Origin of the sequence: Limibacillus sp. MBR-115, from assembly GCF_040549425.1 — a bacterium.
In the GTDB taxonomy this organism is placed as follows: Bacteria; Pseudomonadota; Alphaproteobacteria; order Kiloniellales; family CECT-8803; genus Limibacillus; species Limibacillus halophilus.
Genome location: NZ_JBEPTJ010000014.1, coordinates 1 through 19586, shown reverse-complemented (window position 1 = coordinate 19586; position 19586 = coordinate 1). Strand labels below are relative to the sequence as shown.

Genomic DNA, 19586 nt, shown 5'->3' with positions numbered 1-19586 from the left:
TATCGCTTAGTCATTTCGTTAAGCAACGAGGCGCGACAAGTCAGCGAACAGTCCGAGCATCATTTGGCGTCGGTTTGCGGCAGTGTTGTCGGCGCGGCTCAGCAGCTTGGACCACTTATCCCAAAAGGCCATCCAGGCTTCAAGGTCGCCGCTGTTGTACATGCGTACCATTAACTCCCTCTCGTTCGCCAGAACTGGTGGCGGGAAGGTTTGGGTTGCACCGCTACGCAGCATTCGTGCAAACCACCACGCGAGTAACTCGCGTAACGTTTCGAATGCTGTAGCGTCCTTGGGCCCTACTACATGGTCGACGAACGTTTGAGCCTTTAAAATATCCAGCCTTGGCATTGATTCCAGAACGACAGCTAGATCCTGAAGCAGTCCAAGTCCACCAGCTTGGCGCAAGGCAAGTGCTTTACCGATCGATCCGCCGGAAAGGCGAGCGAGTGCTTGCGCTTCGTCGACGGCCGCTTCGGGTATAAACCGTGCAATCAGCGCTGATAAATCACCCTCGGACAATTGTCCAAGGGTCAAATGGCAGCAACGGGAGTGCACAGTGGGAAGCAAACGCCCTGGTGCATGGCTAATTAGAATAAGCAAGGTTTGGTCGGAAGGTTCCTCAAGCGCTTTGAGCAGCGCATTGGTCGCTTGATTGTTCAAGTCTTCGGCTGCATCGACGATCACGATCCGCCATCCACCGTCTCCAGAGGTGCGATGCAGAAAATCGGTAGCACCCCGAACGTCGTCGACCACGATGGAACTGCGCAAGCGACCCTTTTTGTCTTCCTTCCGTTCTAGTACCCGCAGATCGCCGTGGCTTTCAGCGGCAATGCGCCTGAACACTGGATGATTTGCGTCTACGTGCAGCGTTTCGGCGTTGTCGCCAATATCTCCAAAAAGCTCGGCATCGCTTGAAAGGCCATCATTCGCAAGTAGATAACGAGCAAACCGGAAAGCCAGCGTTGCTTTCCCAATACCTTTTTGACCGGCAAACAGCCAGGCATGTGGCAACCGTCCTGATTTATGGGCCTTTAGCAACGTTGCCTCGGCCGAGGTTTGCCCAAGCAGATTCGGATTGTTGCGGGGGCTAACCGTCGTCGAGTCTTCAGCTAGAGGTGATGTCGTCATGTAGCAGAAAGCTTTAGGTTTCTTAGGACTAGATCGAGCACAACGTCAGCGACCTGAATTTCATCTAACGTTGCATCCACGATATGACAACGATTTGGTTCACGTGCTGCAATTGCCAAGAACCCTTGGCGAAGACGTTGATGAAATGCCAGCGTCATGGCTTCATAACGGTCTTCACTTCCCCCACGAAGTTTTGCCCTTTGCAATCCCAGCTCAGCAGGGGCATCGAGGATGATTGTTAAATCAGGGACAAAAGATTCCAAAACCATCGCGTACAGTTTGTAGAACAGTTGATGATCCAGCCCGTGGCCATATCCCTGATAGGCCAGGGTTGAATCCGCAAACCGATCAGAGATAACCCAAGTCCCCTGTTCGAGCGCAGGCAGTATCGTTTTCTGAACGTGGTCTCGGCGGGCTGCAAAATGAAGCAAAGCCTCAGTTACCGCATCCCACCGATCCGGTGGGCCCTCCACAAGCAATCGCCGAATTTCCTCCGCGCCGGGGCTACCGCCAGGTTCTCGGGTTGCAAGTACCTTGAGACCCCGAGCTTGCAGCGATGCAACCAATCGCTGCCGCTGTGTCGACTTCCCCGTACCCTCTCCGCCCTCAAGCGTTATGAATCGGCCTCTTGTCATGATGGGATATGGTTGCCCGCTCTAGAGCGCGGGTCAATCCATGCTGGCGGATCCGAGGATCATATGCTTCGCACCGGTCCAAAGCCGTCCTATCGGTCCCTGCCGATCAATGTTGCTACGTGCCATCAAAGGAATGCTTTGCGTCTCCATTCCCTCAGCCTCTATTACGAGGTGGGCCATGATTTGTCCTCTCTCAATGGGGGCTGGTACCGGACCATCGTAGACAACTTTGACCAGCAATTTGTCGCGGCCTCTCTTGGGTAGCGTGACAGCAATGTCACCAGTTGAAACAAGCTCTACTGAATCCTCCTGCCCCATCCATACATCGGCACGTTCGACCGTTTCGCCAGCATTGAACAAAGTGTAGCTTTCAAACTCGCGAAATGCCCACTCGATCAACCGGTCTGATTCCTCGGCGCGGACTTTACTGCTGGCCATTCCATTGGCCACGAGGAGAATGCGGCGACCATTTCGGACCGCAGACGCTGTAAGGCCGTAACCTGCTTCCTCAGTGTGCCCGGTTTTCAATCCATCGGTTCCCGGCGTGCGGTACAGCAAAGGATTGCGATTCTGCTGTGTGATGTCGTTCCAAGTGTACTCGGTCTCGGCGAAGTAGTGATAGTACTCAGGAAAATCCTGGATCAATCGTTGTGCCAGCAAAGCGAGCTCGCGCGCGGTCACATAGTGGTTGGGGTCAGGCCAACCGGTCGCGTTTGCGAAATTGCTTTGGTTCATCCCAAGCTCACGTGCTTTTCTGTTCATTATTTCTGCAAAAGCTTCTTCGGTGCCGCCAAGGGCTTCGGCGAAAACGACGCAGGCATCATTGCCGGATTGGACGATAACACCGCGTAATAGCGCCTCAACCGGAACGCGGTTTCCAACTTCAACAAACATCTTTGAGCCACCCATCCGCCACGCCTTCTCGGATACCGACAGCTCGTCGTCCAATTGCAGTCGACCCTGCTTGAGAGCTTCGAAAACCAGATAAATCGTCATGATTTTGCTCATTGAAGCAGGCGGCATGATTTCATCTGGATCCTTGGCAAGGAGTACGGTGTTGGTGGTGAGATCAACTAAGATGGCTTCGCGTGCTGAAGTCTCAAGCGCATTAGCGTTATATCCGGATGCAAACAAGGCTAGGCAGATGGCAGCTCCCATAACCTTGTTCATGATACGCCGCTGCATATTTTTCCCCTTACCGGTTCTGTCTATGTGTTTCTGCCAATCAAAACGTAACAAGCAAATGAGCCAAAAATGTGATCTTGGGGCCACCGAATTCTGGTGAACGGAGTCATCTACTGGCAAAAAACTCAATCAACAACGATACGTGAATCGTTGTAGCCGTTGGCTATCAACTGCTGAAGCTTTATGTCGGCCTCCTCCACCGATGCCAAAGGGCCGATCCGAACTCGAAAATACTGCTGTCCATTGACCATAGCTGGAGAGATCAAGCTTGGGCCTAAGGCCGCAATTTGCGCGCGCAGTCTGTTTGCGTTGTCGTACACTGAAAATGCACCGGCCTGAATGAATAGATCGCTCTCGTTGACAGCTTGTAATTCTACCGGTTGGTCCTCTGCTGGTAGAAGGTTCACCGAGTTTGGGACAGGGGCACCAGGGGTGACGGTCGTTTGGGTTCCTTGGGCGCTGTTGTTCGTGTTTGCGTTACTCTGTTGGCCGGAGAGTGTTTCGACCGCAACCTGCTCTGTCGGTGCAGCATCAGGCTGCGGATTTTCTCCTCCCCTTCCTTGGGCTAACGCGGCAACTTGCCGGCTTTCATCTTCCAGAATTTGGACACGTACGCGTGCCGTGCCTTTACGCTCAATATCGAGGAGTTGAGCGGCCCTGCGTGAAAGGTCGATGATTCGGCCATGAGCGTAAGGCCCTCGGTCATTGACCAGTACCTTGATTGATCGCCCATTCTCCAGATTAGTCACGCGGGCAATGGATGGTAACTGCAGCGTCTTGTGGGCGGCACTAACCTTGTTCTCGTCGAAAATTGCACCGTTGGCAGTGCGTCGACCGTGAAATCCCGGTCCATACCAGGATGCGATGCCAGTTTCGTCATAATCGGTTTCCAATTTTGGATAGTACCAAACGCCGTAGATCTGATAGGGCTTGCCGACCTTGTATTCTCCAATCTCATCGCTCGTTTGGTTATTACGCAGTTGCTTGGCGCCGTGAGCCACCAACTCAATTTCCGAACAAGCGCTAAAAAGCAGTCCGATTGGAATCAGGATTGTTGCAATCAGTTGCCGTGATGACATCAACATATAGTATCTCGCACTTGCCCAAAGCCCTAGATGAACTTTATCGGTCATCCAACTTGTCAGCAAGCGTTCCTACTGTAAGAGCGTAAAGATGTGCGCAGTTGTAGCGAAGTACACTGCGATAATTTGAGTAAACGAGGAAAGCGCCGCCGTCAGGGCCATCCGGTTGTACTATGGCGGCGGGAATCGGGCGACTCGGCAAATCACTGCCATCTTCATTCCGAATGCCTAAAGCCTGCCATTCCGGCAGAATTTTTGTAACGGTCATAGACCGTTCAGCCCTGCACCCTTTTTCGCCTTTATATGCAAAAGCATCCAAGCTCCTTTGGAAATTTACCGGTAGGCGAATGGGACGGCCCCACGTCAAATCATCCGACCAACCATGTCTAGAAAGATAGTTAGCGATTGACGCAAAAACGTCGCCGAGGTTGTTCCATATATCTCTTCGGCCATCGCCGTCGAAATCCTGCGCGTATTCCATATAACTGGTGGGCATGAACTGAGGTTGTCCCATCGCGCCTGCCCATGAACCTCTCATCTCGCTGAGCTCAATGTAGCCTTTATCCACCATCTGCAAGGCTGCGAACACCTGCTCCCGGAAGAACTGTGAACGGCGTCGATCATAGGCGAGTGTCGTCAAGCCGGGCAGGATGTCATCGCTTCCGGTGATAGCGCCGTAACGGGTTTCCAAGCCCCAGATCGCAACAATAAACCGAGGTTGGACGCCATAGGACTGGGACACCTTGTTTAAAAGTGTTGCATGTTCCTGCAGTAAAGCCCGTCCTCTATCAATATTCTCTGCGGTGAGCACCCTAGCGCTATAAGATGCAAAAGTGAGTTTGAACTCAGCTTGGTTACGATCTTTTTTCAACACTTTTTCAAGTGGCTTAATATGGCTGAGCGCCGCTTGGATTGTCGCCGCGGAAATCCCACGTTGAAGTGCTTCTTCGCGAAGCTGTTCAAGCCAGGGTTCAAAATCGGGGGCAAGAGCATTTTGTTCAACTGTGGGGGAATGCGGTAAAGCCGTGGTTGCTGCCAGCAGGAAAGTAATGATTGCGCCGGATAGGAGAGTTGCGCAAAAGCGGCTTTGTTTCGAAATCACCGACATCATCGACCGTCCTTTACTTCTGGACTCGGGAACGCCGAGTCGCTCCAACCAAGTCTATGATAGATGACAAGCCCAGCCCATTCCTTGATTGCAAGCTTTAGGTCGTCAAGGTTCCGGAGCCAACGTAGGAATCCGCTTTTGAATCGGCGACCGCTGCGAAAATCTACCGGATAAGGATGCACGACCCATCCTTCCGAGCGGAACGCTCCTACGGCGCGGGGCATATGCCACGCGGATGTGACCAGGATCCAAGGCGCGTTTATTGCTGATGGGTCGCCAGGAATTAGTCTTCTCGCCTCTACGGCATTTTCATGGGTGTTACGCGAACGCGGCTCTATCAAGAGGCGTTGAGCGATTTTGTTTGTGATCCATGGAGCATAGGCGAGTGCATCCGCATCGCCCCTGCCCTGCGCCCGCCAATCTCCCGGGCCTCCGCTGTAAATGATCGGCACATTCGGGTAAAGCTGACCCAGGTGCAGCATTGCAAGCACGCGATCACCCGATGCATTTAGCTCCATTGCTTGTCGAATGTGGGAAATTTCAGCATCAATGCCTCCGCCCAGGACCAAGATTCCGGCAGGTGACGGAGGCAATGGCTGTTCATCTTTTGGGAACCGTTGCTCCAGCGGAAACAATAGAACGTTCCCCAGAGGTAGGCCAACGACGAGAAGCGAAATGGCAACAGTGTAGCAGACGAACCGAGCGGCAACGGCTCTCGACATAGCATTTCCATAAACTAAAATTGCTGTTGAGATGAGGGTAAGCAGCAGAAAAATCGTAACGGGGTCGAAAACATCCCAAAGCACCTTTAGCGTATTGGTCATGACGGTTTCCTTCGGCCGGATCTGCTTTCTGTAGCGCGCTAGGTCGGCACTCTATCGATCCAATACAGACATTATGAGCCAATATTTTGGATACATTTCGCGGGTTCAGTGCGTACAGCTATTGGGACGCCCACTAGCATCCGGGTAGTCTGCCTTGAATGCTGTGCCGACGTGTGGCATCTAGGCCGTCCTGATCGCACAGCTGGATGGGTGGCCGAGCGGTTGAAGGCACCGGTCTTGAAAACCGGCAGAAATACTACATGTTGATGCTATTTTATAAATGTTACGCGATCAATACTATATCTACGCTAACAAAAGCCCCTTTTCTACCCCTTCGATGACCCCGTTTTCAGTCAAGTGGCGACCATTTGGCGACCATTTTAGCGACCGGCGGCCTTCGGGTCGCCCCTAACTCTTTACCCCACCAAGGCAGCGCACCGTCGCGATAATGCTTGAGCGTAGATTCGTTTACGAGGATCGCCGCTCCCAATAGGCAGGCACCAGCAAAACAAAGACGCTCATCAACTCCAAGCGCCCGAGGATCATACCAATAATAAGGAGCCACTTAGCAGCGTCAGGCAGGCTGGAAAAATTACCTGCAGGACCGATAATCGCCCCAAGACCGGGCCCTACGTTCGCAACGGCGGTGGCTGCACCACTGAGGCTCGTCTCAAAATCAAGGCCAAGAAAAGCAAGAGCAAGGGCTAACCCGAGGATTGTGCCAACGTAGAGAAAGAAGAAACTCGCGACTGAGCGCAGGATATCAGCCCCTATAAGCCGCCCTGCATATTTGGGTAGCAATACTATGTTGGGAAACAGCAGGCGTTTCAGGCTGATCCGCGAGAAGATACCCAAAATTTGATAACGGTAGATTTTGAAGCCTCCGGCTGTAGATCCCGAGCAGCCCCCAACGAAAGTGAGAAAGAAGAAAACAATGATCGAAAATGTACCCCAGGACGTGTAGTCGCTACTCGCATACCCTGTAGTGGTTGTTATCGATACAACGTTAAAAGAAACCAGTCGCAGTGCATCGAAGAAGGGCACGCCATCATACAGTACGAGCCACAGTGTCAATCCGACGATCGGTAGGGCCAACAGGTTGACAAAGGCACGGACTTGGCCGTCCTTGTGGATTGCTCCAACCTCCCCCTTCAAGAATCGCATATAGAGAACAAACGGCAACGCACCTAAGACCATGAAGAGTGTTGCCGTCCACTGAATCACAGGAGATGAAAAGTGGCCAAGTGATGCATCCGAGGTGGAGTACCCGCCAGTGGAAATAGTCGTCATCGCATGATTGATGGCCTCGAAATAGGTCATTTCTTCGATAGCATAAAGAGCGGCGCAAGCAAGGGTCAGCGACACATAAACAGATAGAAGCGTGATGGCGAAATCCTTTGCACGCGGCATCACCTTCTCAGAGCGATCGGAGGACTCCATGTGGAAGAGTTGCATGCCACCAACCCTGAGGAAGGGAAGGACCGCAACGCCCATTGCGATGATTCCGATCCCCCCCAGCCACTGCAAGAGTGAACGCCACAGCAGGATGCTACGCGGTAGGGAATCCAGCCCCGCCACCACGGTAGAACCTGTTGTGGTTATACCCGACACTGACTCAAACAACGCATCCACAAGAGAGAGATCAAGGCGTGCCCACATGAAGGGGAGCGCTCCAAAGACCGGGAGCACTACCCAAGCCATGGTGGTCAGAAGGAAGCCTTCATGTAGGTACAGGCGATCCTGTTGCGAACGAAGTGCTAAAATCAAGGTGCCCGCCACGAACGCAGTAACAGCAGATGCGGCAGCAAAGGCTTGCCAAGCCGGCTCCCCCATAGCAAACCCCGCTGCCGTGGGTATCAGAAGTGCCACGGAAACGACGGTAAGCAGATACCCAAGAATGAACCCAACCATACGCACGGCAAGACCCCGTAATACCGGCTTAAGATGCCGGAGCATACAGAGTTGCTGCGCCAAGAAAAAGGCGAACTCTAACGGCCTTCGAAACTGCGCGAACTTTTCGCAGTTTCCCGCTTCTCCCAAATCTCCTTCCGCCGCTTCAGGTGCTGGGCCTGCTCGCTCGGGGTCAGTTCCGAGCGCATTAGGTGACTGGAATTTTTCTCGATTGGGTGAAGTTTGTTGTATTAATGCAGTTACAATGTATATACATTGTGTAGGCAATGGTCAAAAGAGTATGGAGACGGGACATGCAGTCCGCAGCAATCGAAAAGACGGGGGCGAAGAAGGACAGCACATTTTCGCAAATGCGGATTGCTGAAGAGGAGCGCAACCTTATTGTGCGTGCTGCGAGGTTGCTCAAGATCAAGCCGACGCAGTATGTTCGAGACGCGGCTCTGACTCGCGCCCAGATGGACCTCATGGACCAGCGCACCTTCACGCTCGACGAGGAGCGCTGGAAGGAACTTGACGAAATCTTGGCTGCTCCCGCCCAGCCTCTGCCTCAGCTAGCGAAAAGGCTCCGGGAGAAGCCCGTTTGGGAGAAGTAAGCTATAACGTCAGCGATATCAGCGCCCCGGTTCTCCTTGAGCCGGGGCATTCGTTTGACAGTTTCGATTGCGGCAAGCCAGCCATTGACAGATGGCTTCTGGAACGTGCCCGCAAAGCCCACGCGACGTATGGCGCCCGCGTCTTCGTCGCATGTATCAAAACCCAGGTTGTTGCCTACTACTCGCTTTCTAATGCTTCCATTAAAAAGACAGACGTGCCAACCCGCGCCAAGAAGGATATGCGCGTCAATCCCGTCCCGGCCACACTCATTGGTCAGTTTGGCATAGATCGCAGGTTGGCCGGTCAGGGTGTTGGGCGCTCACTGGCTCAGGATGCCTTGCAGCGCGCCTTTCGCCTTGCCAGAGAAAGCGGGTCGGCGTTGATTCTTGTTGATGCACTCGACGATGAGGCCAGGGCGTTCTGGGAGAAGTTCGGTTTCCAGCCGACCAAGATAAGCGACTACAAGCTTTACCTACGAGTCATTGACCTAGAGGCAACGTACGCATCCCTCTAGCTGGCGTTGGGGGCGCGCAGTCACGTGGTAGACCCGCTACGACTACGCCGCTTATCCCAATCATCTGGCGGTATTAGCCCCGCCTTGATGTTCAGATCAATCTGCGGCCCGTATCCCATTTTCCGAAGGTCAGAGCGTGTGATCGTGTCGTCAGCCACAAAGGGGTCGTCGTAGTCGTAATGAAGTATGAAAAAGTAAACGCCCGCGCCGCGTCGGGAGTCTTCCGGGTGCCGTTCATCCAGCACGCGCTGACACTCGCCATAATCTCCCACCTCAAGCCATATCTGGACGGCGGGCGGCAGTGTGCCGTAGCGGGCGCTGCGTTTACGGCGTGTTCTGTTAGTCGGCATCTGTTAGCTCCCCGGTGGTCTTCCGGGCATGTCCCGGAGGGGTTCTAAATCCAAGTTCAGTGCTTTCAACGCGGCGAGCATGGCGGCGCGGCTGTCGCGCTCGACCACGCAAGCAGGATTGGCTTTGGGCTGCTCAAATCGATCGACAAACACCGCGCCACGCTCCGCGATTACCGCCTGTGCCTCACGCATTCTGTCAAAGGCCTCTAAAGCCGTTGTGAGCAACAAGCAGCCAGCCGCATCGGTAAGATCGTAGTCTGTGCCGATGCGCGTCCATAGCTTGCGAGCTTCGGCGGAGAGGTGCTTAGGGGCTGTGGTCATCGGTCAAAAAACTCAAAGCGAATCCTCAGTTTTACAAAAATCTGCCCAATCGCAGCGGTTCCCGCTCGGCAGGTGCCAGGTATGAGAGGCGCCCCCGGGGGTAAGCGATGCCGGAGGCCGACAGGGGTTCTTTGCCCTTGTCCAGCCTCCAACACCACACCGTCGCGCGGCAGGTTTCCAGGCCCGCCGCTAACTCGGACCATTCGGGCGGAGAGACACATGGTCTAACCCAAGGCCGATCCGTTGCCTTCTCGGCGGCGGAGTGAACGCACGCCAAGCCCACTAGTCAGCCGTAGGCGCAAGAGCCGCATGCCCGAGCAACGCCACCACATAGAGCGGCGTACTTCCCGGACTATTCGCAGCCGTTGCGACACAACGCACGTAACGCTTTGAACCGACATAACCAACACGGTATGTGTTGAGGTCTTCCGTATCCGCATCGATGGTCAGGAAGACGCCCGTTGAGGAATTAGGCGCAGCCACAGGAGACTTGGCCGACCCGACCAAAACGATGCTGCTGTCCGTCACGTCCGAGAAGTTGCTGGACTCACTGTCGCTGTCCTGCAGCTTGAAGGTCCAGGTACTCTGAGGTGATCCGCTGATGCTCGTAACCGCACCGATCCCGATAAGGAACTCCGCACTATCGAAGCCGCGAAGGTCCACACCGCTGGACGGCGTTTGAGTGGTCGTGTAAGCAGCCGCAGCAAGGTGCTGAACCGCCTTGATATGGCTGTGAAGATCACGAGTAGCCATGATTCAGCCCTCCTTAGCTTGCTGCGAATTTCAGAAGTTTAATGGCATCGAAATCCACCACATCGCCCCCGGTCCGCTTGGTTGTATAAAACTTGACCCACCCCTTGGAGGTTAGGGGATCACGCATCACGCGCACGCCCTGGCGATCTACGATGAGGTAACCCCTCGAAAAGTCGCCAAACGCGATGCTATAGCTGTCGCTGGCGATGTCAGGAAGATCCTCGAAGTCATCCCGCACAGGGTACCCAAGCAGCGTTGCAGGCTGCCCGGCTGCAATTCCGTCTTGCCAGATAAAACGGCCTTGGTTGTCCCTGAGATTGCGCAACACTGCCGCTGTTGAGCGGTTCATTACCCATGTCGCATTGCGTCGGTAGACTCCTTTGAGTTTGCCGATCAACGTGTTCAGCGCGCTCGGATCGTCAGCCCCCGGCGTGCCGGACAGCTTCGGGAAGCCACCAGCCGCACCTGTGGGAACGTACTGCAGCACGCCCCAGGCTCGGGAGCCGTCGTCAGTCGTGACCGCCGCTGACTTGTAATCCAAGAAGCCACGGGGCTGTTTGACACCAGTACCGGACACGAGGCTGGTCGCTTCGACACGCCCCAGCTTGTCCGCGATCTTGCCTTCTAGCCACGTGCCGACATCACGGATGCTGTCGTCTATCAGCTTCTGGGTTATCTTAGGTAGGGCGTACTGTTCACGAGCATAGATTGTTTGCTCCCCGAGTTCTGAGGTATCCGTTTCTGGGCGGTCCTCGGTTTCCCCGACCCAGCCGCCGCTAATGGCGTCGTTGGTGTCAATCGGGAGGGTGTAATGGTCAGATGCAATGGTGACGGACCCGGCAATATCTCGCAGCGGCGAAGTATCATACATCCGGGTCAGGATGTTCTCGGCCATTTGGCCCGGAACCCAGTACCCGCCATCCGGGTCGGAACCAACAGACATGGCAGCCTTGATGTTATGAGCCGTCGCGTCTCCGCGTCGGAGATATGAGCCATAGGCCGAAGCGTAGGCTTGCATTTCCTCGGGATCAACTTCGCTGGGCTTTACGACCCGACGCTGCGAGTTAGACAGCACGGCCTCTGCAGCGAGTTTGGCGTTGAAGCCGGTCGAGGTAGTGCTACCGCCTAGTCCGGCGCGATTGCTCCGCGCTTCAAGCTCGTCAATCCGCGCGTTTAAGCGCCCGCTGTATTCCGCGAGCGGCTCTTTCAGCGCTTCCTTGAGCGCATCGATCTGTTCGTTTTGTGCCATGAAATTGGCCCCCCAGTCTTTGCTGCCCGGCGCTCTATGGCGTGAGGTCAGCATGAAAAAAATTACCCAAACGCTATGCGCCTGGAGTCATGCGAACCGCAACGCCAGATAGCCCTTGCCGCGTCTCGCGGGCCAGCGTCACGCTGGCTTGGCTGCCCTGGTGGGGCGGAGATGGCGCTCGGCGTGGCCGTTGTCTCTTCGTCTCGAAGAGGGCGGCGATGGCCGGTGCCAGAATGTGATTCCAAATATAGAACAGATAGGGAACATTTTCAAGCATTTTTTTAGTGCCTTCCAACGTTTCCCGGGTTTATTGCCAAGGCGACCTCGCCTAGCCACTGCGCCGCTCCGCCGCGTCCGTGCGACCGGATTGCCCTGGTCAGCAGCAGGGTGAGCAGGGCCGTGTTGACGGCCCCAGCGTCGAAACCTTCTTGCTCCAGTTTCGCGATTCTGCCGCGCAGTATCGGTTCGATTACAGCAGCCTGCCGGGCGTCGTCATCGCTGCACTGGATGGTGGGAATGTTGTTGTTCATTTCTTAGGCACCCCTTTTTTTGTTTCGACGGGCCAAAAGTTTTCGCAAATGCCGGGTTCCCATGCGGTAGGTCGCAGCTATGCAAGGCCGCCCCCGGTCACACCTGGCCCCCCAGTTGCCTCTAGACGCCAAGCACGGCAGCGTGCCGCTTCACCTGACTGCGAAACAGTTTCGCCCGGTGCGCCCGCTCTTTATCGTCTTTCGCGCACTGGTACCGCTCGTACCCTTTGGCAAGTAGCCTCATTTCGTAGATGTCGCTGATACCTCGTTTTGCTTTCACCCAAGCCGCAAGTATCTTGCAGGCCGCAATGCCGTCGCCTGTCAGTTCAACGAGGTCTTTGGCAACCTGTGGAAGGTGCTGTGTCATGACTGCCTCCCGGCCAGACGCGCTATGTCTTTGCCTAGCCAATCGCTTTTGCTGTCTGCGAACTCAGTCCAATCCGACGAGTCACGGTTTTCGGGCCGCAGGAAGATGTCACGCAAAACCTCGACCTTGAAGTGCAAGTCTTTAGCCGTGCGCGAAGGAAAGTCCTCCATCGAATGCAGGGTTGCCATCCAAAGGCGCGCCAGACGCTCGATTTCGGCCTTGTCGTAGCCGGGCAGCCAAGGGAGGTCTGGTTGGGCGTTTTCGAGTGCCGTGATCCGTTTCAATTCGTCGTAGATTGCGACTAGGTCGGAAGACACGCCCTCAGCCGCCTCAGCGACACCCGTTACCGCTGCAGCCACCACACTTGCGGCAGCCGTTGTGATCGCATCCCTTCTCGTTAAGTATGTCATAACGAACCCTCCATAATCTGTTCAAGATCGGCCAACAGGCCCGCCAAGACATCATCGCGGTCGCCGTTCTGCCATTGGAGATCGTCAAGCCACGGGAAACTATCCCGCGCGACTTCACATTTGAGCTTAACGTCTGCGCGTTTTAATGCTGGTTCGCGCATGAAGTTCCCCATTGCTTTACTGGCTTCCTCCATAAGGATTCGTGGATATCCGGGCGGTTCTTTTGAGTGGTCGTTGGTTTTCTTCCTGTTGCCCTCAATCCATGCATCAAAGCGTGCTGAGGCTGCGCGTTTGGCTTGCCATAGCTCCAAAAGCCGAGCGGAAGGAGATTCGACTACCGGGGCCACAGTCGTGGTGGCCGTGGCCGGTCTTGGCAACGCCATGGCAGCAATAGCCGCCGATCCCGTTGTAATGGCCTGTCGCCTGTTCATACATTCACTCATCACTTTTCCTCCTTCAATGCGGCCTGATGGCCGCGCACGCGGGCGTCACTGCCCGCCACTCACGGCGCACTTCTGCACCGCATCCAGCAAGGTCTGCGTCGTCAGACTGCCGTCCGCTTCTGCGCCTTGAATTTCGGCCAATTTTTTTTGATCAAGCACCAGAAGGGCGTTCCAAGCCTGTTCGGCAGCCAATCCGGCGCTCACGAGGCGGGAAACGAGTTTTCCATCCGTTGTAGTGGCGCTGATAGCCTCACCAGATTCACCCGTAGCCTGGTATTTTATAAGACCCGCAGATTTTGATACCGCTGGACCCTCGAATTTGCCGTTAGCGGGCGCAGGATTTGATACCGCTTTAACGGGTTTCTGGTTATTCTTTGGGAGGTGGGGTGCAGATTTTGATACCGCTGGCCTCAAATTTTGCGCCCGTTGTTTTTTCTTCTCCGGCGGCGGATCAAGCTTCATAAAGTCCTTCGTTGCCTCGGAATGGTTCAAGTCGTTTGGGAATTCGGTCAGGGCGAACAATCGGCACTCGCCTTGGGCCGCGCCGGTTTTCCAGTTGAAATCCGCTGCGCGCATGACCCTTAGAAATCCTCGGTCAATGAGGTCGTTCAGCGCCTTTCGTGCGGTGTTTTCGGCAACACCCAGCGCACCTGCAAGCCATCGGATGCTCACGCCTATCGAACCGTTGTTGCGTCCGTTATAGATTCCGGCAATTTCTGGATATGCGGCACGCGCAAGCGGTGTCAGTGAGCGCCAAGCGGGGCTGCTGGTCAGCCAATAGTACAAGCGCACATGCTTGTTGCCAGGACCCTTGCCGTCCTTTGTCCGTCCGGTCGCGTTCACATTGCTGCCGCGCCCCATCAGACGCTCCCGGTCGTAGCCGCCCGCCTTGCATTACCATGCAGTTGCATGTAATATGAACGGGTTGTTGAGATTGTCTGCGCCCTCGTTGTGCCTGCCAGCACTGCGGGGGCTTTCTTCTTTGATATCATCCCACCAGCCCCCGACCCTCGCCGCGCACGATGTTCAACGCGCCGTGCATCCAGTGTTCAGCGACTGGTTCGCCGTTCATCCATTCGCGGATGATCTCGACTGGGAACTTGTAACCCCTTCTTCCCGGCAACGCCTTCCAGTGAGGGATGCGACCCTCCTTCGCCAGCGCGTAGGTGGTGACGTGGGAATATGGGAACCAAGGTTCTGCCGCTAACTCTCGTGCGGACAGGTAGGTGATAGCTCCTTTTTCCATTAACTGCCTCCGTAATTTATCGTAAGTCGCGTTCGTTCATGTAAGTTACGATAACAAAAAACACGGCGACGGTCTATGAAAAAACACGAAACGGGGCTATAGTTAGCGCAACAAAGGCCCTAGGAGCGCAGCAATTGCAGACAATCGCGATGAGGTTTCCCGCCGACGCGGTAAAGATCACTGAATTCGAACACGGGATGCTTGGTGCACAGCAGTATGTGTTCAAGGTGGATCTGCAACGAGGTCGGGCGGTCGATGTGACCCTACCCCGATACAACCTGCTTTTCCTTGAAGCTGCCCTAGCAATTGAAGGCGACGACACAACGACGGGATTCCCTCCCAGGCGTAAACGCGGAGTGCCCCCCGATAGCCTTATCGACTTTATTCGGCGTTTTGGTTTGATGGACGGTGGGTTTCTGTCAGGTGCCGAGGGCGGCCTGTTTGAGTTTTATTGGTACGTTGCCGCTTTAATGAAATCTGCCGGATTTTTTGATGCCAACGATTACTTTGCCGCTCGGATGCCCAATCTGATTGGCGAGGGCGCTCCAAACTCCCCACCCGAGGCAAGATTGTTGTTGAAAGACCGAATGAATGACCGCTCCAAGTTCCTAACCGCGCATTTCTTTGTCGAGGGCACCGCTTTGAATGTCGGGTTTGAAACGCCTGCCTCACTGGATGGCTATCTGCTTCAGCAGCTCTTGGCCTTCGTGCGGCAACCAGCAGGAAGCATTGAATGTCGTTTCTGCAAATATTGCGACATACCATTTATGCCGACCACCAAGCGGGCGGTATTCTGCTCGTCATCTTGCCGTTCAATGGCCTCTAGGGAGCGACGCAATGACGATTGAGCGCCGCAACGGAAAGTACCGCGTCAGGGTCTTCAGCAAGCGCCACCCCCTCACCGGCAGGCGTGAGGTTTTGACGGGAACCTATGGCAAGTTATCTGAAGCTCGAAAGGCAGAGACAGACTTCAAGACTCAGGCGCGGACGACAACGGATCATCATCGCGACACCCTCGCCGCCTATCTGGACCGCTGGCAGAAAGGCCGAAAGATTGAAGTTGCTGCGACTACCTGGGAGCGACAGGGACAGTTGATCGAGACGGTGCGGCCCCATATCGGCGCACTCAAGCTCAAAGACCTATCGCCCGATGATCTGAAAGCCCTTTATGCACTCCTGCTCACCGAGGGACGGATCAAGGGTGCGGGCGGGCTTGCACCTCGCACGGTTGGTCACGTGCATCGGATGTTGCACAAGGCGTTGCACGATGCAGAGAGGGCCGGAACGATCTACCGCAACCCGGCAGCGATAGTTAGCGCACCAAAGGTCCAGAAGGTGCCGGTCGATGTTCCCTCGCCTGAAACCCTACAAAGGTTTGTCGAGACGATCCGGGGCGACCGGCTTTATCCGGTGCTGATGCTCCTGTACGCGACGGGATTGCGACGGGGTGAAGCCCTCGCCTTGCGGTGGGCAGATATAGACATAGAAAGGCTTTTTGTAACTGTTAACCGCAGCGCCGTTAGGGTGGCCGGCAAGACTATCATAAAGCCGACCAAATCGGGGCGCGGGCGCAGCGTAAGGTTGCCATCGTCTCTTGCGCTAGTGATTGAGGATCATCGTAAGGCGCAGCTAAAAGAAATGATGCGGAAGGGATACCGGAATACGGAAGGACTGTTTATCACGAACACGCGCGGCGAGGTCATTAATCCCAAGGCGTTTACCCCTCGTGTTCGGACCCTCGCAGAGAAGGCTGGCGTCAAGCTCTCCCCTCACCTGTTACGACATGCACACGCAACACTGCTCTTGCAGGCCGGGGTTCATCCGAAGGTGGCACAGGAGCGCTTAGGTCACTCAACGATCTCCGTGACGCTTGATATTTACTCGCACGTGATTCAGGGGATGCAAGACGCCGCCGCAGATGCTACAGAAACGGCGCTTTCAGGGATGCTCAAAGACTGATTGGCGACCATTTGGCGACCACAGTTGCAATTTCCGAAAGTCTGTGGCATCTAAGCCATTGAAAATAAAGGACGGATGGGTGGCCGAGCGGTTGAAGGCACCGGTCTTGAAAACCGGCAGGCGTTAACGCGTCTCGTGGGTTCGAATCCCACCCCATCCGCCAACTCCAAAACCGGCAGGTCAATTCCGCCTTTCAGGATAGAGAAAGGTTCCCGCCCGCAATGGAAATTTGGTCTATAGGTCAATAGATAAAAAGCCAAATATTAATAATTGTTTAACAAATATTAATACACTTATTCTATTCCCGATAGCTATTCTTCCGGCTGGGGGATTTGGCCCACGATCAGGCGTGAGTACCTTCAAAAGAGTCCCATGTTTGGGACCGAAGACACTCTAGGCGTCGTGACCATGGAGAGGGCGTTTGTATGACTACGTCCGCTGGAAGAACGGCATTCGGAAAAGCCGTTTCATTTACGATTTCTGATAAAGGCGAGGGAGTATTTCTACTTCCCGTCGATAGCGCTATGCGCATCCAACAAATCGCTCAAGTTGGTGATGATCTCATTTTGACCGGCGCGGACGGTTCTTCGATTACAGCACAAGGATATTTCGCGACAGCAACCCCCCTTGCTTTGGCAATGCCCAACGGGGAGTTGATCACGCCTGATGACGTTGCGTCCAGGCTTGAGAGTTTGCAGTTTGCTCAATCAGAGTTGGTTGCCAGTGACGGGCAGTTAGCACAGGCGCTGCAACCAATTGGTCAAGTTGAAACGCTCACTGGTGATGCTCAAGCGACCCGTGGAGGGGTACTTTTATCGCTGGATGTAGGCTCTCCGGTCTTTGAGGGTGATGTCGTCCAAACCGGCAGTGACACAAAAATCGGTATTTCTTTCATCGATGGAACGGTGTTCTCCCTGACATCCAATACGCAGATTGTATTGGACGAACTGGTTTACGACCCGGGTGGCTCCGACAACTCCCTCCTTTTCAACGTAGTTCAGGGCACTTTCGTCTTCATTACCGGGCAAGTTGCGCCGACGGGTGACATGAAGGTTGATACACCCGTTGCGACGATCGGCATTCGCGGCACTACGGGTAGCGGTGCCTGCGAGGTTCGTGGTGACGTCTGTGATTTCAAAGTTCATCCCGATCCGCCTGCAAAAGGTGGAGGTGTAGGCGAGTTCGTGTTGATTGATCGGAACTCACCTGATCTGCAAGTTGTCGTCAATGACCCGGACACCGTGTTTCGTGTGACGGGCAGTTTGCGCCAGGTCGAGCAGTTTTCGAAAACCAATCTTGATCTTCAGGATGACAAGTCCCTACTTGATCTCAGCTATGAGAGCTACCGTAGTTTTTCGGGTCGCAACGAAGAGTTTCAGAATGACAATGTGCCGGGCAACGATCAGCGTGGTGATGTCGATGGTCTGACGCCTGCGCAGCTTGCGGCAATCCTGGGAATTGAGCCTGCAGCGGGTCCTCCGGAAGCACAACCTCAACCAGAGGGAGATCCTCAATCAGGCGGCCGAAGCGAGTTTCTGGTCGGTCCAATCTCGCCATTATTGGGCCTGGATCCTTTGGGGCTGCTTGGTGTTGAGGCTGGATTAAAGGTTGGTGCCAATTTCACCTTCAATGACCGAAATCTTATTTCTAAGCCCGTAGAACCGGGCTTTTTGATCGCGACGCCTACCGATGTTCTGCTTCAAGAAGATGATGGGCAGAGCGGCGCAACGCTCCCGGGAAACCAGGAAACCGTTGGCAGTGTCATAGCAGTTGATCCAATAAACCAGAATAATCTTACGATCACATTGGACCCGAACGAAAGTAATGCTGTTTGGTCTGACGGTGTTCTAAGCCCCGAACAAATTGAAACTTTTATCGGTGGCTTTGACTTGGTTGACAACGGCAACGGCGAGGCATCCTGGACCTACACGATTCCTAATAGCGAATTACAGTTTCTCGACGACCTTGAATCAGTGTCTTTAACCTTTGTCGTTCAGGTTGGCGGAGCATCTTCAGCTCTTCCAGAGACAATGGCCACGATCACCATTGTTATCGAGGGTGTGGATGACGACCCAATAATTTTGGGTGGCGGGGAGTTTACAGTCACGGAAGATGTGCTGCCGGAAGGTCAGGAAAATTTCCTGGTGCCAGATCCAGGGTTTTTGTTCCACGAGGGTCAACTTACCTACTCCGACCCTGACGCAAACGACGTAGTGACACTCGATTTTTCACAGACTACGCCTCCGGCTTGGTCTGCAGGAACTCTCCCGCCGGACGTTGCTGCGGCCCTATCCAGCGGATTTTCCTTGATTGATAATGGCGACGGGACGGCTGACTGGTTCTTCACTATTGATAACGGTTTGGTCCAATTTTTGGATGCGGGTGAAAGCCTATCAGTGACATTTACTGTTAGCGCGTCTGATGGTGATGACCCTGATGCCACCCAGGATATCACAATCATCGTTCAAGGAACCGAGGATGGTATCGTTGTCGGCGACGATACCGGTGCGGTGACGGAGGACCTTGCGGTCGACAGCGGCAATCTGATCACGAGCGGCACGGTGAGCCTGTCGGACGAGGATGCGAACGATCAGGCGGCCTTGGCCATCGATCCTTCGTCGGTCACCTACAACGGCGATGCGGTCTGGTCGGACGGGACGCTGAGCGCGGGTCAGATCACGGCGATCAGCTCGGGAACCTTGGGCATCGATGCGGCGGGCAACTGGACCTACACGGTGTCCAACGCGGCGGTGCAGTTCCTGGATGCGGGCGAGACCATCACCCTGTCGTTCGACGTGACGGGCAGCGACGGCGAGACCAGTGACAACGGCACCATCACCATCACCATCAACGGCGTCGAGGGGCCGATTGGTGTGAGCGATGATACCGGTGCGGTGACAGAAGACGCCACCGATCCCAATTTGACGACAAGCGGTACACTGAATCTCAGCGATGAAGACTTTAATGACGCGGCAGG

The 19586-nt window shown here is 54.8% G+C and carries 23 protein-coding genes and 1 tRNA gene; 6 read left to right on the top strand and 18 right to left on the bottom strand.

Annotated elements, in window-relative coordinates:
- Positions 1-18: 18 nt before the first annotated feature.
- The 7 genes from ABIE63_RS17420 to ABIE63_RS17390 all read right to left on the bottom strand — a co-directional run bounded on the left by ABIE63_RS17420 (position 19) and on the right by ABIE63_RS17390 (position 7936).
- Positions 19-1128, bottom strand: coding sequence for a DNA polymerase III subunit delta' (locus ABIE63_RS17420; protein WP_354506655.1), 1110 nt, complete (start codon positions 1126-1128; stop codon positions 19-21).
- Positions 1125-1763 carry a dTMP kinase gene (tmk, locus tag ABIE63_RS17415; RefSeq protein ID WP_354506652.1) on the bottom strand — a complete coding sequence of 213 codons (639 nt, stop codon included), beginning with the start codon at positions 1761-1763 and terminating at the stop codon, positions 1125-1127. Before tmk ends, ABIE63_RS17420 begins: the two co-directional genes overlap by 4 nt.
- 33 nt (positions 1764-1796) lie before the next feature.
- Positions 1797-3068 (bottom strand): D-alanyl-D-alanine carboxypeptidase family protein, encoded by a 1272-nt coding sequence (locus tag ABIE63_RS17410; RefSeq protein WP_354506649.1) that lies wholly within the window; start codon positions 3066-3068, stop codon positions 1797-1799.
- Positions 3069-3073: 5 nt separating this feature from the next.
- Positions 3074-4027, bottom strand: a complete 954-nt coding sequence (locus tag ABIE63_RS17405) for a septal ring lytic transglycosylase RlpA family protein (RefSeq protein WP_354506646.1) — start codon at positions 4025-4027, stop codon at positions 3074-3076.
- Positions 4028-4070: 43 nt separating this feature from the next.
- Positions 4071-5141 carry a lytic murein transglycosylase gene (locus ABIE63_RS17400; RefSeq protein WP_354506643.1) on the bottom strand — a complete coding sequence of 357 codons (1071 nt, stop codon included), beginning with the start codon at positions 5139-5141 and terminating at the stop codon, positions 4071-4073.
- Positions 5138-5962, bottom strand: coding sequence for a YdcF family protein (locus ABIE63_RS17395; RefSeq protein WP_354506640.1), 825 nt, complete (start codon positions 5960-5962; stop codon positions 5138-5140). The genes ABIE63_RS17400 and ABIE63_RS17395 overlap by 4 nt, the downstream gene beginning before the upstream one ends.
- Positions 5963-6430: 468 nt before the next feature.
- On the bottom strand, positions 6431-7936 hold the full coding sequence (locus ABIE63_RS17390; RefSeq protein WP_354506637.1) for a TrkH family potassium uptake protein: 1506 nt from the start codon (positions 7934-7936) through the stop codon (positions 6431-6433).
- A 230-nt stretch (positions 7937-8166) separates the two neighbouring features.
- Here ABIE63_RS17390 and ABIE63_RS17385 point away from each other — a divergent pair, with 230 nt between their 5' ends.
- Together ABIE63_RS17385 and ABIE63_RS17380 are read left to right on the top strand one after the other, a co-directional pair.
- Positions 8167-8466 (top strand): DUF1778 domain-containing protein, encoded by a 300-nt coding sequence (locus tag ABIE63_RS17385; RefSeq protein WP_354506634.1) that lies wholly within the window; start codon positions 8167-8169, stop codon positions 8464-8466.
- Positions 8454-8981: a GNAT family N-acetyltransferase gene (locus ABIE63_RS17380; protein WP_354506631.1), complete on the top strand. Its 528-nt coding sequence runs from the start codon at positions 8454-8456 to the stop codon at positions 8979-8981. Before ABIE63_RS17385 ends, ABIE63_RS17380 begins: the two co-directional genes overlap by 13 nt.
- Positions 8982-9001: 20 nt before the next feature.
- Here the strand turns inward: ABIE63_RS17380 and ABIE63_RS17375 are convergent, their stop codons facing one another.
- The 11 genes from ABIE63_RS17375 to ABIE63_RS17325 form a co-directional block, all read right to left on the bottom strand.
- Positions 9002-9331: a hypothetical protein gene (locus tag ABIE63_RS17375; protein ID WP_354506629.1), complete on the bottom strand. Its 330-nt coding sequence runs from the start codon at positions 9329-9331 to the stop codon at positions 9002-9004.
- A 3-nt stretch (positions 9332-9334) separates the two neighbouring features.
- Entirely contained in the window at positions 9335-9652 is a 318-nt protein-coding gene (locus ABIE63_RS17370) for a P27 family phage terminase small subunit (RefSeq protein ID WP_354506626.1), read from the bottom strand.
- A gap of 282 nt (positions 9653-9934) precedes the next feature.
- Positions 9935-10405, bottom strand: a complete 471-nt coding sequence (locus tag ABIE63_RS17365; protein WP_354506623.1) for a hypothetical protein — start codon at positions 10403-10405, stop codon at positions 9935-9937.
- Positions 10406-10418: 13 nt separating this feature from the next.
- Entirely contained in the window at positions 10419-11654 is a 1236-nt protein-coding gene (locus ABIE63_RS17360) for a phage major capsid protein (RefSeq protein WP_354506620.1), read from the bottom strand.
- Positions 11655-11727: 73 nt separating this feature from the next.
- Positions 11728-11931 carry a hypothetical protein gene (locus ABIE63_RS17355; RefSeq protein ID WP_354506617.1) on the bottom strand — a complete coding sequence of 68 codons (204 nt, stop codon included), beginning with the start codon at positions 11929-11931 and terminating at the stop codon, positions 11728-11730.
- A 4-nt stretch (positions 11932-11935) separates the two neighbouring features.
- Positions 11936-12184, bottom strand: a complete 249-nt coding sequence (locus ABIE63_RS17350; RefSeq protein ID WP_354506614.1) for a hypothetical protein — start codon at positions 12182-12184, stop codon at positions 11936-11938.
- A gap of 121 nt (positions 12185-12305) precedes the next feature.
- Positions 12306-12551 carry a hypothetical protein gene (locus ABIE63_RS17345; protein WP_354506611.1) on the bottom strand — a complete coding sequence of 82 codons (246 nt, stop codon included), beginning with the start codon at positions 12549-12551 and terminating at the stop codon, positions 12306-12308.
- Entirely contained in the window at positions 12548-12961 is a 414-nt protein-coding gene (locus tag ABIE63_RS17340) for a hypothetical protein (protein ID WP_354506608.1), read from the bottom strand. Before ABIE63_RS17340 ends, ABIE63_RS17345 begins: the two co-directional genes overlap by 4 nt.
- Positions 12958-13404 (bottom strand): hypothetical protein, encoded by a 447-nt coding sequence (locus ABIE63_RS17335; protein ID WP_354506605.1) that lies wholly within the window; start codon positions 13402-13404, stop codon positions 12958-12960. The genes ABIE63_RS17340 and ABIE63_RS17335 overlap by 4 nt, the downstream gene beginning before the upstream one ends.
- Positions 13405-13449: 45 nt before the next feature.
- Positions 13450-13980 (bottom strand): hypothetical protein, encoded by a 531-nt coding sequence (locus ABIE63_RS17330; RefSeq protein ID WP_354506602.1) that lies wholly within the window; start codon positions 13978-13980, stop codon positions 13450-13452.
- A gap of 412 nt (positions 13981-14392) precedes the next feature.
- Positions 14393-14650 carry a hypothetical protein gene (locus ABIE63_RS17325; protein WP_354506600.1) on the bottom strand — a complete coding sequence of 86 codons (258 nt, stop codon included), beginning with the start codon at positions 14648-14650 and terminating at the stop codon, positions 14393-14395.
- Positions 14651-14784: 134 nt separating this feature from the next.
- Between ABIE63_RS17325 and ABIE63_RS17320 the strand changes: the two genes are divergently transcribed.
- The 4 genes from ABIE63_RS17320 to ABIE63_RS17305 all read left to right on the top strand — a co-directional run.
- Positions 14785-15498 (top strand): hypothetical protein, encoded by a 714-nt coding sequence (locus ABIE63_RS17320; protein WP_354506597.1) that lies wholly within the window; start codon positions 14785-14787, stop codon positions 15496-15498.
- On the top strand, positions 15488-16609 hold the full coding sequence (locus ABIE63_RS17315) for a site-specific integrase (protein WP_354506594.1): 1122 nt from the start codon (positions 15488-15490) through the stop codon (positions 16607-16609). The genes ABIE63_RS17320 and ABIE63_RS17315 overlap by 11 nt, the downstream gene beginning before the upstream one ends.
- Positions 16610-16682: 73 nt before the next feature.
- Positions 16683-16772 (top strand) — tRNA-Ser (locus tag ABIE63_RS17310).
- A 262-nt stretch (positions 16773-17034) separates the two neighbouring features.
- Positions 17035-19586 (top strand): VCBS domain-containing protein (locus tag ABIE63_RS17305; RefSeq protein WP_354506591.1); only part of this gene is annotated, 2552 nt, incomplete at its 3' end.

What these genes read in the sequence shown, in the direction of transcription:
- ABIE63_RS17315 (WP_354506594.1), top strand. Translation starts at nt 15,488, where the DNA reads ATGACGATTGAGCGCCGCAACGGAAAGTACCGCGTCAGGGTCTTCAGC.
- ABIE63_RS17420 (WP_354506655.1), bottom strand. Translation starts at nt 1,128, where the DNA reads ATGACGACATCACCTCTAGCTGAAGACTCGACGACGGTTAGCCCCCGC.
- ABIE63_RS17375 (WP_354506629.1), bottom strand. Translation starts at nt 9,331, where the DNA reads ATGCCGACTAACAGAACACGCCGTAAACGCAGCGCCCGCTACGGCACA.
- ABIE63_RS17385 (WP_354506634.1), top strand. Translation starts at nt 8,167, where the DNA reads ATGCAGTCCGCAGCAATCGAAAAGACGGGGGCGAAGAAGGACAGCACA.
- ABIE63_RS17325 (WP_354506600.1), bottom strand. Translation starts at nt 14,650, where the DNA reads ATGGAAAAAGGAGCTATCACCTACCTGTCCGCACGAGAGTTAGCGGCA.
- ABIE63_RS17400 (WP_354506643.1), bottom strand. Translation starts at nt 5,141, where the DNA reads ATGATGTCGGTGATTTCGAAACAAAGCCGCTTTTGCGCAACTCTCCTA.
- ABIE63_RS17350 (WP_354506614.1), bottom strand. Translation starts at nt 12,184, where the DNA reads ATGAACAACAACATTCCCACCATCCAGTGCAGCGATGACGACGCCCGG.
- ABIE63_RS17340 (WP_354506608.1), bottom strand. Translation starts at nt 12,961, where the DNA reads ATGACATACTTAACGAGAAGGGATGCGATCACAACGGCTGCCGCAAGT.
- ABIE63_RS17355 (WP_354506617.1), bottom strand. Translation starts at nt 11,931, where the DNA reads ATGCTTGAAAATGTTCCCTATCTGTTCTATATTTGGAATCACATTCTG.
- tmk (WP_354506652.1), bottom strand. Translation starts at nt 1,763, where the DNA reads ATGACAAGAGGCCGATTCATAACGCTTGAGGGCGGAGAGGGTACGGGG.
- ABIE63_RS17345 (WP_354506611.1), bottom strand. Translation starts at nt 12,551, where the DNA reads ATGACACAGCACCTTCCACAGGTTGCCAAAGACCTCGTTGAACTGACA.
- ABIE63_RS17335 (WP_354506605.1), bottom strand. Translation starts at nt 13,404, where the DNA reads ATGAGTGAATGTATGAACAGGCGACAGGCCATTACAACGGGATCGGCG.
- ABIE63_RS17330 (WP_354506602.1), bottom strand. Translation starts at nt 13,980, where the DNA reads ATGCGCGCAGCGGATTTCAACTGGAAAACCGGCGCGGCCCAAGGCGAG.
- ABIE63_RS17360 (WP_354506620.1), bottom strand. Translation starts at nt 11,654, where the DNA reads ATGGCACAAAACGAACAGATCGATGCGCTCAAGGAAGCGCTGAAAGAG.
- ABIE63_RS17395 (WP_354506640.1), bottom strand. Translation starts at nt 5,962, where the DNA reads ATGACCAATACGCTAAAGGTGCTTTGGGATGTTTTCGACCCCGTTACG.
- ABIE63_RS17370 (WP_354506626.1), bottom strand. Translation starts at nt 9,652, where the DNA reads ATGACCACAGCCCCTAAGCACCTCTCCGCCGAAGCTCGCAAGCTATGG.
- ABIE63_RS17405 (WP_354506646.1), bottom strand. Translation starts at nt 4,027, where the DNA reads ATGTCATCACGGCAACTGATTGCAACAATCCTGATTCCAATCGGACTG.
- ABIE63_RS17365 (WP_354506623.1), bottom strand. Translation starts at nt 10,405, where the DNA reads ATGGCTACTCGTGATCTTCACAGCCATATCAAGGCGGTTCAGCACCTT.